Origin of the sequence: Serratia sp. 506_PEND (assembly GCF_001076875.1) — a bacterium.
Taxonomy (GTDB): Bacteria; Pseudomonadota; Gammaproteobacteria; order Enterobacterales; family Enterobacteriaceae; genus Serratia; species Serratia marcescens.
On record NZ_JVEL01000216.1, the window covers coordinates 1 to 11,626 of the forward strand.

The 11,626-nt window shown below is 54.2% G+C and carries 10 protein-coding genes, 1 tRNA gene and 1 pseudogene; all 12 read left to right on the plus strand.

Translation table 11 applies throughout. From position 1 onward, the window contains the following. Positions 1 to 289: pseudogene (locus ADK28_RS05240) on the plus strand (acetyl-CoA carboxylase biotin carboxylase subunit); the annotation flags it as partial. Positions 290 to 707: 418 nt separating this feature from the next. Next, positions 708 to 1,775: a cupin domain-containing protein gene (locus ADK28_RS05245; protein WP_028127541.1), complete on the plus strand. Its 1,068-nt coding sequence runs from the start codon at positions 708 to 710 to the stop codon at positions 1,773 to 1,775. A gap of 25 nt (positions 1,776 to 1,800) precedes the next feature. After that, positions 1,801 to 2,754, plus strand: a complete 954-nt coding sequence (locus ADK28_RS05250) for a lactate/malate family dehydrogenase (RefSeq protein WP_033639284.1) — start codon at positions 1,801 to 1,803, stop codon at positions 2,752 to 2,754. Continuing rightward, positions 2,754 to 4,985 (plus strand): cell envelope integrity protein TolA, encoded by a 2,232-nt coding sequence (locus ADK28_RS05255; protein WP_048795081.1) that lies wholly within the window; start codon positions 2,754 to 2,756, stop codon positions 4,983 to 4,985. Before ADK28_RS05250 ends, ADK28_RS05255 begins: the two co-directional genes overlap by 1 nt. 47 nt (positions 4,986 to 5,032) lie before the next feature. Next, positions 5,033 to 6,238 carry an MDR family MFS transporter gene (locus ADK28_RS05260; protein ID WP_048795082.1) on the plus strand — a complete coding sequence of 402 codons (1,206 nt, stop codon included), beginning with the start codon at positions 5,033 to 5,035 and terminating at the stop codon, positions 6,236 to 6,238. Positions 6,239 to 6,434: 196 nt separating this feature from the next. Further along, positions 6,435 to 6,511 (plus strand) — tRNA-OTHER (locus ADK28_RS05265). 219 nt (positions 6,512 to 6,730) lie between these two features. Then, positions 6,731 to 6,973: a YhdT family protein gene (locus ADK28_RS05270; RefSeq protein ID WP_004936865.1), complete on the plus strand. Its 243-nt coding sequence runs from the start codon at positions 6,731 to 6,733 to the stop codon at positions 6,971 to 6,973. After that, entirely contained in the window at positions 6,963 to 8,408 is a 1,446-nt protein-coding gene (gene panF / locus ADK28_RS05275; RefSeq protein WP_004936863.1) for a sodium/pantothenate symporter, read from the plus strand. The genes ADK28_RS05270 and panF overlap by 11 nt, the downstream gene beginning before the upstream one ends. A gap of 11 nt (positions 8,409 to 8,419) precedes the next feature. Then, a complete protein-coding gene (prmA, locus tag ADK28_RS05280; protein ID WP_019453179.1) occupies positions 8,420 to 9,301 on the plus strand; it encodes a 50S ribosomal protein L11 methyltransferase in 882 nt (293 codons plus the stop codon). 392 nt (positions 9,302 to 9,693) lie between these two features. Beyond that, positions 9,694 to 10,698 (plus strand): tRNA dihydrouridine synthase DusB, encoded by a 1,005-nt coding sequence (dusB, locus tag ADK28_RS05285; RefSeq protein ID WP_004936856.1) that lies wholly within the window; start codon positions 9,694 to 9,696, stop codon positions 10,696 to 10,698. Continuing rightward, positions 10,680 to 10,976 carry a DNA-binding transcriptional regulator Fis gene (gene fis, locus ADK28_RS05290; RefSeq protein WP_000462905.1) on the plus strand — a complete coding sequence of 99 codons (297 nt, stop codon included), beginning with the start codon at positions 10,680 to 10,682 and terminating at the stop codon, positions 10,974 to 10,976. Before dusB ends, fis begins: the two co-directional genes overlap by 19 nt. A gap of 241 nt (positions 10,977 to 11,217) precedes the next feature. Continuing rightward, complete coding sequence (locus tag ADK28_RS05295) at positions 11,218 to 11,565, plus strand: YkvA family protein (protein WP_197738895.1); 348 nt, start codon at positions 11,218 to 11,220, stop codon at positions 11,563 to 11,565. Positions 11,566 to 11,626 lie beyond the last annotated feature (61 nt).

An 11,626-nucleotide genomic window follows, 5' to 3' on the forward strand; every position in this document is an offset into this window, starting at 1 on the left:
CACCCGCTTCCACGCGCCAGGCGGTTTCGGCGTGCGTTGGGAATCTCATATCTACGCCGGTTATACCGTACCGCCGTACTATGACTCCATGATCGGCAAACTGATCACCTTCGGCGAAAACCGTGACGTGGCGATCGCCCGTATGAAAAACGCCCTGGCCGAACTGATCATCGACGGCATCAAAACCAACGTTGAGCTGCAGCAGAAGATCATGAACGACGAAAACTTCCAGCACGGTGGCACCAACATCCACTATCTGGAGAAGAAGCTGGGTCTGCAGGAAACCTAAGGCAGCCACGCAGCATCGTCTGACGAAAGGCCGGTTAATCACCGGCCTTTTTCTTTTCTCACGCCCGCCTGATTTTTTCATTCAATCGCGCAAAATAGAATCAAATCTTCACAGATAACTTTCTCTTCACATTTATCGAGCGCCTCCCCCACATCACCACAAAAAACATAACAAACTGTTTTTAAACTAAAAATATTTAACCCATAGCTTTAAAATAAATATTAGCAAGAAAAAAACTCAACTCCTCGCATTTTCACACGCCATAAGCTTTAACAAAATTAACGTATTAATTACAAAGCTTGACCCCGATCACATCCGCTCGGTGATAGCCCGTGCTATTGTCGCCGTCGATCGAATGCAGCGCGCTCTTTTTCTCTTTTTATTTATCCTTTTTATTGACTTAGATGAGTATGTCTTAATGAGCCATGTAACTGAATACGACCGTAAGCCCGTGTTTTCCCAGTACCACCGTGCTGACATGGAAACCATAAAAAGCATTAAGGAAAACGGGATTGAGAAGCTTTTGGGCGAAGTGAAGAATTTCCGCGCCAATGAGGAAATGAACCGCTTTATTCCCGAACAGGCACGCCTGGCAGTAAGCTGGGTGCGTCTGGCGAAAAACGAAAAGCTGGATGTGCATGTTCATCCAATATCTTCGCTGTATATCATTTGTGAAGGGGAAGCGATCCTGCTGGGAGACGGCGTTGACCGCCGGGCCGTTCCAGGCGATGTCATCTGCATTCCGCCAGGCGCGGATCACGGCTTCATCGGCGCGGGCGACAATGGCTACTGGGGCCTGTCAATCCAGTTTGAGGAGCGCGGGCTCTATGAAGATCCAAGCAAGCCGCTGGTGACTTTCGATCAAGATCCCTACGCTTACTACCATCAGCTTAAAGCGCATAACGCCCGCTACATCGAGCGCTACCAGGACAACAAGATCTTTACCGCATTCGCCAAGGATAAGACGTTCTCCGAGGCGAAAAAATCCTTGTTCCTGGACTACCTGCAGATCCTGTCCGATCAGTTCCAAAAAATGGTGCTGCTGCGTAGCGCACTGTGTGAAGACGTTCGCTTCTCACGTTTCTTCAGTGAGCATCTGAAAGAAGAATTCGGCCATGACGAGGTGCTGCGCAACAGCCGCGATAACCTCCAAGTTCGCGAAGACGCGATCTTTGAAGCACTGTGCATCTGGTTCAACCACCAGATGATCACGCTGGATAATCTGGAACAGGCTATCCTGGTGCACTTTGTCATCGAAGGTTCGGCTTTCGTTTTCTATAACAACATCAAACACGTGTTCGATCCGAGCAAACAGAACCATTTCGAGGATCACTCCGAATTCGATGGCGATCATCAGGAAGTGGATAAAGCGTTCTTCAAGGGGATGACCGAAGAACAATTCCAGCGTGTCAAAGCCGTACTCGATAAAGGGTGGAGTATGGTTGAGAAGCAGTATGCAAGACTGGCCGAACTGATCGAAGCATAAGCCGGGCAGGTCATCAGGAGCGGTCATGAAAATTGTTTTATTGGGATTCGGCGGCATTGGGCAAGAGACGCTAAACGCGCTGTTAAGTACGACCGAGCGACGTGGCAGCGTCAAAGAAGTCGTGATCATCTGCCGAAATACCGAAAAGTATTCAGCCGTTTGCGAAGATATTCTTGATGGCCTGCTGGCGGAAGCGCTCTTCTCACGCCATAACCGAACGTCTTTACCCAAGATTGTTGTGACGGATGACTACCGCCACATCGAGGGGGCTGGCGTGATCCTCTGTTGCTATGGCGTGCCTTCAACCTTTCCGATGCATGACCGCCAGGCGTTGCTGGACGATCACGTACGGCTCAGCGAGGCCATTTTTAGCCGAGCCAAACCCTTCATTGCTCCCGGCTGTCACATCATCAATGCGGTCAATCCGGTGGATAGCATCAGCTATTACATCGATAAAATCCTGCTCGACTCTCGCTGCCGGGTGATAGGTATCGGCGCCGCGCACAATACCGCCAGGCTGCTGAAAAGCATCTGCCGCATTTCCGGGATCGACATGCAGCGCATCGACGCGCGTAGCCTGACAGTCTGCGGCGAGCACGGCGCCGGGTTGGTGCCCTTGCTCAGCCAGGTAACAACCGACGAGGGACCGTTGAACCAGGTACTTTCGGCACAGGCGCTGGCGCAAATCGTCACCGATACCCGCAATCAAGGGTTGGACATATTTCACAAAATGCGGCGCCCTCCTAAATATGGCCCGTCCGCCTCCATTCTTATCTTGCTTGAGCGCATCATCCAACGGGACGAAACCCCCTGCTGCGGTTCGGTCTGGCTGCCGGAACTGGGCGTGTTCATGTCCTGGCCGCTGGCTCTGCGCGACGACGTCTTTACGCCGCTGTCGCTGATGCCCAATCAGGATGAACAACAACAAATCCACCAGGCGGCGCTCAAGTTAAAAAACATCATCCAAGGTTTTAGCTGATGACGACCGATCAAACCAGACAGACTTTCCGCGATCTCTACATGCCGTTACGCCCTGAGTATCGTTTTCTTTCGCCACTGTACGGGGTGCTCTGGTGCAACAACGAACTCGCGGAAAAGTATTACCGTTTTCTTGGCACCGATCACCCGATCGGCCAGGTAGCGCGCGCGTTGTTCTACCGTACTGACCTGGTCGAGTTTGACGTAAGCAAAGAGGTGAAGAACCCGTTCACCTGGTTTTCCCCCTCTACCCTTGCACGGCTGGTGGCTTTCATGAGCAGCCAGCGTTTCACCGACAATGATATCGCCTCGTTATATCAGCATGTACGAGATGAAACGGACTTTCACGATGCCATTGAGCAGCAACATCGGCTTTCTGTGCAAATACGCCGGCTTTGCGACAGCGTGCTGCAACAGTTCGAGGACACAAAAGCGCAGATCGCGGCCGCAGAACGCGAAGCGCTCTCCCTCGGCGCCCATGTGAAAGCGCAAGAAAAAGCGCTGAACCAGATCCTGCAACAGGCGGAAAATGCCGCCAAAGCGCAGCCGTCACGGATCCCGCCACTGCGAACCGCGATCGCCGCGCTAAAAGCCGGTAAAAAAGCGCTGGGCAAGAGCGCTGCGGAAAATAAAGAGGCGCAACTGTTGGCGCTCAATGCCGAAATCGCCGAACTGGAAGCACGCGTGAATGCGGCGCAGCAAGAAGCCGTGCATCAAGCCGGCCTGCTCCCCGACTGGCAAAACGCGCAGGCCGCCGTCGAACATGCCCGCCGGCAAAAAGATGAAGCCACCTTGCGCGCCAGCATGCTGGCGGAAAGTTTTACCGAAAGCACCGTCGCACGGCTGCAAACTGAGGGATTCAGCGCCGACTTCATTGCATTGCATCTGCCTTTCAACAAGTATCACCGCTATCTGCCGCGACGTGTGCAGGATTACGTCGGTATCCACTGTGCAGATCGAGACAGCTTGCTGGCCGAGTTGCACAGTTTATGTCGTTTACTGATCGCGGCCAGCCGCACCGCCGGGCACGACAGAGAGGTGTTTCATTTGCTCAACGCGGCGCTGTGGCTGAAATGCAAGGGTAACTTCGGCAAGTTGACCGCCTACATGCAGCAACTGCGGGAGCTGAGCGGGGAGCTGTTCGGCGAAACGGCGACGGGCGAGACGCACTTCCCCGATCGCTGCCATGACTACTACGATCGCGAAGTGTACGGCCGCTATTTTCCGCCGCTGTGCATCACCAAAACCTGCCGCCCCGCGCCGGATTCTGACGTCTCGTTCTCAGATTGCGGGGAGAGTTCGCTGCGCAACTTCATCAATGTCCTGGTGAAAAACCAAGCAAGCGCGCAGCTTGACGCCGGAATACTCAAACGCAGCGGCCTGGCTGTCGATCCGCGCGTCATCGCGTTCTATGAAAAAAACCCTCGTTTGGAAACGATCAGAAGCCAGGAAGTACATAACCAGTGGGCTGAAATTGCCTCATCACTCAATGCGCGCGACAGCCGAATCAAATACCTGACGCCAGGCAAAGACGCCTATTGCGAGTTGGCCGCCGGCGGCAACAACATGCAGCATATGCTGCAAGCGCTATTGGGCGAAGCTGATATCGCCACCATTTGCCGCCGAATCGCCTCCTCTTCCGGCATCGATATTCGTTGCGATCTCAGCGACTTCCACCCGGAACGGCACGATCTGGAAGACTTCACCAACGTTGTTCGCCTTGAATTCGACGGCAAATATGTCTTTCACTGGTATTTCCTCAAACAGCATTTCCGCTGCGCTTCGGCAGATCTGTTCAACGAAGAGGAAAATTATGTACGCCAGGCACTCGCCATGCTGAATGACGAGATGAAACAGGGCCGTCTGAATCGCGACCAGTTCCGCGCACTGCTCAGTTTCCATCTGAAAGAGAAACCCGTGGCGCAAGTCAAAATGATATTCGACAGCCTTGGCGCTACCCTCGTCGGAGATGAAATGACGTTCTTGATGTTGGGTAAATTGAACTCCGTCGATTCCATGTTTGAATACTGCATGAACGTTCTGGCGATTCCAACGCTGGCGCATAGCGCGCCAGTCTCGGCGACTGTCGCCGCGATTATTCAAGGCATCAGCCCGCATCCGGTTATCTTCGATCAGCGGAAAAATCTCATCGCGAGGATTAGAGAGGCCGGAGTGACGCCGTTACTCACTCTGGCTAACCGATGGGAAAAGGAAAGTTTGGAAAAGGTATAATACACTCGGTTCAACAGACGACGAGCAACATTTAAGGAGAAACCGCCTTGAGGTCAACATTCATCCCTTATTTCCCAAAAGAAATATGGGTTATCTTTATCGGGACGTTTTTGACGCGCGCCTGCTTTTTCATGATTTGGCCATTCATTACCATTCTCATGAGAAATAACTACGCGATGACTCCGGTGGAAATCGGCGTCATGATGAGCATATCACTTATCGTGTCTATTTCTTTCGGCTATCTCTTCGGTGGCGCTTCAGACAAATATGGCCGTCGCACGTTGATTATTCTCGGTGCAATTGCCGCTATCATTTCATTTAGCGTACTTGCGTTGGCCAACTCACCGGCGTGGTATTTTGTCGGCATTTTACTCAATGGCATTTCGCGCTCATTGATCGAACCCGCCAGCAAAGCGGTGATCGGCGATATTCTCCATGACAGGCAAGAGCGAGAACGCGCGTTGAACATCCGCTACTTCCTGATGAACGTGGGCGCAGCCGTAGGCCCATTAGTGGGTGTCGCTCTCGGGCTGACGGCGCAGAAGGCCACCTTCTTCGTCACCGCATTGTCGTTCCTTTGCTATTTGCTGCTGGTGCTCGCGGTATTCAAAGCGGGGCACGGTAAAGAAACGCGCAACGCCACCTTCTCGTTCATTGGCTCTTTGCGGATTATCTGGAACGATCAGGCGTTCAAGGTTTTGGTTGTCGCCAACATTTTGGTGATGCTGGTCTACGGGCAGATCGACGTGACGCTGCCGCAATACCTCATGATCAGCCAGGTGCACAACCCCGAATACCTGCTCAGCGTGCTGATATTCATCAATGCAGCCACGGTGATAACGCTGCAGTATTTCACCGAGCGCTTTACCCGTCGCATGTCATTGGCACTGAAAACCAGCCTGGGCGTGTTCTTTCTCGCGCTTTCACAAATTGTCTTCCTGCTGGTTTCCAGTGAAAGCTGGGGGCTGTGGTTGGTCGCCATGTTCCTGCTCAGCCTCGGCGAAGTCATCCTGTTCCCTACGCTCAATATACAAATTGATCGTATGGCGCCGGCTAACCTAAAAGGGGCTTACTTCGGTGCCGCCACGTTTTACGAATTTGGCCTGGCGCTCGCCCCTTTTGTCGGCGGTTTGCTGTTAAAACAAGGTGGCGGTGGCGCCCTGTATGCCGTGATGTTCTTTTTATGCATCGGCGTCATCGTTCTTTATACTATTTCAGAAAGAATATCTGAGAAAAGAACGATAACCGTGTGACATTGTTAATCCGCTAATTAACGCCGCCCTTGTTTAAGCACATTAACGGGGCGGCTTTATCGTGATATTAATCACAGTAAATAAATAGCGAAGGATATGCAGGTTATTATTTAATCGAACGATTTATTTAATACCAAAAAATAAAAGAAATCTATTTACATGAATGATTAGGAGATGTTATAAATTTGTTTATTGCAGGCGTGTAGCTCAGTGGTAGAGCGCTGTGTCATACTTCACAGAGGTCACCTGGTTCGATTCCGGTTGCGCCAACCAATATAAAATCCATTCCTTTCCCATTCTATTTAATTATTTTCTCATCGAAATAAACCGGCAAAAATTTATATATTTACCCCTCTCTTTTCTTTCCATCGCCCCGTTGCGTTCACCGGAAAGGTGAATAATTTATTAGCCAAACGCCGCACATTCCGTACAATCCTGTTCCTTCATCTGTTCTTGTCACAAGCCATCATCGTAAACCTATGGGGGACACTGATGGACAAACGCTTTATTCAGGCGCACCGCGAAGCGCGCTGGGCGCTGGGGCTGACGCTGCTCTACCTGCTGGCCTGGGGGCTGGCGGCCTACCTGCCGGACAGCGCCATCGGCGTCACCGGACTGCCGCACTGGTTCGAAATGGCCTGCCTGCTGGTGCCGCTGCTGTTCATCGGCCTGTGCTGGCTGATGGTGCGCACGGTGTTCCGCGACATTTCGCTGGAGGACCGCGATGCAAACTGAAGTGATCCTGCCGCTGGTCGCCTACCTGTTGCTGGTGTTCGGCCTGTCGGTGTACGCCTATCGGCGCCGCCAGAACGGAAACTTCCTCAGCGAATATTTCCTCGGCAACCGCTCGATGGGCGGCTTTGTGCTGGCGATGACCCTGACCGCCACCTACATCAGCGCCAGTTCGTTTATCGGCGGGCCTGGCGCCGCCTACAAATATGGCCTGGGCTGGGTGCTGCTGGCGATGATCCAACTGCCGGCGGTGTGGCTGTCGCTCGGCGTGCTGGGCAAGAAATTCGCCATCCTGGCGCGGCGCTACAACGCCATTACTCTCAATGACATGCTGTATGGCCGCTACCAAAGCCGCCTGCTGGTGTGGCTGGCCAGCCTCAGCCTGCTGGTGGCGTTCCTCGGCGCCATGACGGTGCAGTTCATCGGCGGCGCACGCCTGCTGGAGACCGCCGCCGGCATTCCTTACGACACCGGCCTGTTGATCTTCGGCATCAGCATCGCGCTGTACACCGCCTTCGGCGGCTTCCGCGCCAGCGTGCTGAACGACGCCATGCAGGGGCTGGTGATGCTGCTCGGCACCGTGCTGCTGCTGGTGGCGGTGATCCATGCCGCCGGCGGACTGGACAGCGCTGTGAGCAAACTGCAGCAGATCGATCCGGCGCTGGTGTCGCCGCAGGGCGGCGATCAGATCCTCAGTCTGCCGTTTATGGCGTCCTTCTGGATCCTGGTGTGCTTCGGGGTGATCGGCCTGCCGCACACCGCCGTGCGCTGCATCTCCTACAAGGACAGCAAGGCGGTGCATCGCGGCATTCTGCTCGGCACCGTGGTGGTGGCGGTGCTGATGTTCGGCATGCACCTGGCCGGCGCGCTCGGCCGCGCGGTGTTGCCGGATCTCAAGATCCCCGACCAGGTGATCCCGACGCTGATGATCACCGTGTTGCCGCCGTACGCCGCCGGGATCTTTTTGGCGGCGCCGATGGCGGCGATCATGTCGACCATCAACGCCCAACTGCTGCAGTCCTCCGCCACCATCATCAAGGATCTCTACCTGGGCGTGCGGCCGCAGCAGATCCACAACGAGCGGTTGATCAAGCGCTTCTCCAGCCTGACCACGCTGATCCTCGGCCTGCTGGTGCTGCTGGCGGCCTGGCGCCCGCCGGAGATGATCATCTGGCTCAACCTGCTGGCTTTCGGCGGGCTGGAGGCGGTGTTCCTGTGGCCGCTGGTGCTGGGTCTGTATTGGGAACGCGCCAATGCTCAGGGAGCGCTTAGCTCAATGGTGTCGGGTGCGGTATGCTATACGCTATTGGCCAGCTTCAACCTGCAACCGGCGGGGCTGCATCCTATCGTGCCTTCGCTGTTGCTCAGCCTGTTGGCGTTTTATCTCGGTAACGTCGTCGGCGAAAAGCGCCGGGCGGCGTCATCATTACCCTCTTGAAGAGAATTGCTATGCCTTGGATCCAACTCAAACTGAACACCACCGGCAGCCAGGCGGAAGACCTGAGCGACGCGCTGGTGGAAAGCGGCGCCGTGTCGGTGACCTTCCAGGACACCCATGACAACCCGGTGTTCGAGCCGCTGCCGGGTGAAACCCTGCTGTGGGGCGATACCGATGTGATCGGCCTGTACGACGCGGAAACCGATATGGCCGAGGTGGTGGCGATGCTGGAGCAGCACCCGCTGCTGGGCGCCGGTTTCCGCCACAAGATAGAACAGCTGGAAGACAAGGACTGGGAGCGCGAATGGATGGACAACTTCCACCCGATGCGCTTCGGCGAGCGCTTGTGGATCTGCCCGAGCTGGCGCGACGTGCCGGATCCTGACGCGGTTAACGTGATGCTCGATCCGGGCCTGGCGTTCGGCACCGGCACCCACCCGACCACCGCGCTGTGTCTGCAGTGGCTGGACGGCCTCGATCTGGCCGGCAAAACCGTCATCGACTTCGGCTGCGGTTCCGGCATTCTGGCGATCGCCGCGCTGAAGCTGGGTGCGGCGCGCGCTATCGGCATCGACATCGATCCCCAGGCCATTCAGGCCAGCCGCGACAACGCGCAGCGTAACGGCGTCTCAGAGCGTCTGGAGCTGTACCTGCCGAAAGACCAGCCGGCGGACCTGCTGGCGGACGTGGTGGTCGCCAACATCCTCGCCGGCCCGCTGCGCGAGCTGGCGCCGCTGATCGGTTGCCTGCCGAAGGCCGGCGGTCATTTGGGGCTGTCCGGCGTGCTGGCCAGCCAGGCGAGCAGCGTAGCGGAAGCCTACGAAGAGAAGTTCGCGCTCGATCCGGTCGCCGAGCGTGAAGAGTGGTGCCGCATCACCGGCCGCCGTAAGTAAGCGCCACGGTCTATTGCCCGCTCATCCACCGGCCCCACGCCGGTGGATTTTTTTTGTCCGGCGATCGGCCACGGGCAAGACAAAATTTTATGCAATTTTTCGCCTTTCAACGATGGATCGCCCTGACAATGCGCCTTCCAGGCAGGCTATCCCGGCAAAAATAGCGGGCGAATGCAGATAATATCCTGCGCAAAGGCGAATATTTTACCGCACACAAAACAAGCGCTTTTCGTCAACTCATTGTAAAATATATACAATATTTTTATGAATCACTGCGCAGCGCATTTTTTGCCCTAATAGCGAGCCAATTGGTTAAAGTTTGGCCTTTCATCTCGGCGCAAAAATGCGTAATATACGCGCCCTTGCGGACACAGTATGGTCACTCTTTGTCTATGCGCATTGGACACCACCAGCTTACTAATTGCCTGATTGCGGCCCCGATGGCCGGTATTACAGATCGCCCGTTCAGAACCCTCTGTCATGCAATGGGTGCTGGGATGGCCGTATCCGAAATGCTCTCCTCCAACCCGGAGGTGTGGCGGACGGATAAGTCGCGTCTGCGTATGGTGCATAGCGATGAACCAGGGATCCGCTCCGTGCAGATTGCCGGATGCGATCCTGATGATATGGCCGCCGCCGCGCGTATCAACGTGGCCAGCGGCGCGCAGATCATTGACATCAATATGGGATGCCCGGCCAAAAAAGTGAACCGGAAGCTTGCCGGGTCCGCTTTGTTGCAGTACCCGGATCTGGTTAAACGGATCCTCCACGCGGTGGTTGACGCGGTGGATGTGCCGGTAACGCTGAAGATTCGCACCGGCTGGGCGCCAGAGCATCGTAACTGTGTAGAGATTGCCCAACTGGCCGAAGACTGTGGTATTCAGGCCCTGACGATTCACGGCCGAACCCGCGCCTGTCTGTTTAACGGCGACGCGGAATACGACAGCATTCGGGCAGTTAAGCAGAGTGTTTCCATTCCGATTATCGCGAATGGGGATATTACTGACCCGCATAAAGCCAGAGCAGTGCTCGACTACACCGGGGCCGATGCCCTGATGATAGGCCGCGCTGCTCAGGGGAGACCCTGGATCTTCCGGGAAATCCAGCATTATCTGGACACTGGGGAGTTGCTGCCGCCGCTGCCGCTTGGCGAGGTGAAGCGCTTGTTGATTGGGCACATTCGGGAATTGCACGGCTTCTATGGCCAAGGCAAGGGATTCCGGATTGCTCGTAAGCACGTGTCCTGGTATCTCCAGGAACACGCTCCGAATGACCAGTTTCGGCGCACATTCAACGCCATAGAGGATGCCAGCGAACAGCTGGAGGCGTTGGAGGCATATTTCGAAAATCTTAGCGTAAAAAAAGAGCTGACAGAACTATGTTCGAACAACGCGTAAATTCTGACGTACTGACCGTTTCTACCGTTAACTCACAAGATCAGGTGACTCAAAAGCCTCTGCGTGACTCGGTTAAACAAGCACTGAAGAACTATTTTGCTCAACTGAACGGTCAAGACGTAAATGACCTGTATGAGCTGGTACTGGCTGAAGTTGAACAGCCACTGTTGGACATGGTGATGCAATACACCCGTGGCAACCAGACCCGCGCAGCCCTGATGATGGGCATCAACCGCGGCACGCTGCGCAAGAAGCTGAAAAAATACGGCATGAACTGATACTAGTCAGTTAACGTGTTGATAAAAGGCGCTTTATCTCATTTGATAAGCGCCTTTTTCTTTTGGGTAATTTCATTTCCAAGCGTACTATCCTTCCTCATCTCATTGCTGCTCATCTTACAAATGGTATTCTGGCAGCCGCATTCAAAGCAGGATGCTTGCCAATCCTCAAATAAGTTAAAGAACAATAATCAAACTCAATAATAATTAATATAATTAATTGTTTTAAAAGGAAATTAAATTGGAAAACAAACATACTACAGCAGAAGATTTCGACGACAGCAGCTTCTGGAATAAAATCATGCGTTACGCAAAGAAAGCAGGAAGCGAGGTGATTGAGAAAGCACTTTGGCTTTACTTTGCCGCTCAACGTCCTAATACCCCACTGTGGGCCAAAACAGCCATCTACGGGGCGTTGGCGTATTTTGTATTGCCAATTGATGCGATCCCTGATGTCGTGCCTGTGGTGGGATACACGGACGATCTGGGTGTACTCGCTACCGCTTTAGCTTCTGTTGGCATGCATATCGACGACGAAGTAAAAAATGATACAAAGGAAAAAATGGCTGCTTGGTTTGATGCAAAATAATCATGACAACCAGGCATATATGTCCCAGTAAAAAGCGTTAGCTGATACCAGTCGTTAACGT

Bases quoted from the DNA above. Each gene is read 5' to 3' on its own strand.
- ADK28_RS05255 (WP_048795081.1), top strand. From the start codon at position 2,754: ATGACGACCGATCAAACCAGACAGACTTTCCGCGATCTCTACATGCCG.
- panF (WP_004936863.1), top strand. From the start codon at position 6,963: ATGCAAACTGAAGTGATCCTGCCGCTGGTCGCCTACCTGTTGCTGGTG.
- dusB (WP_004936856.1), top strand. From the start codon at position 9,694: ATGCGCATTGGACACCACCAGCTTACTAATTGCCTGATTGCGGCCCCG.
- prmA (WP_019453179.1), top strand. From the start codon at position 8,420: ATGCCTTGGATCCAACTCAAACTGAACACCACCGGCAGCCAGGCGGAA.
- fis (WP_000462905.1), top strand. From the start codon at position 10,680: ATGTTCGAACAACGCGTAAATTCTGACGTACTGACCGTTTCTACCGTT.
- ADK28_RS05250 (WP_033639284.1), top strand. From the start codon at position 1,801: ATGAAAATTGTTTTATTGGGATTCGGCGGCATTGGGCAAGAGACGCTA.
- ADK28_RS05245 (WP_028127541.1), top strand. From the start codon at position 708: ATGAGCCATGTAACTGAATACGACCGTAAGCCCGTGTTTTCCCAGTAC.
- ADK28_RS05270 (WP_004936865.1), top strand. From the start codon at position 6,731: ATGGACAAACGCTTTATTCAGGCGCACCGCGAAGCGCGCTGGGCGCTG.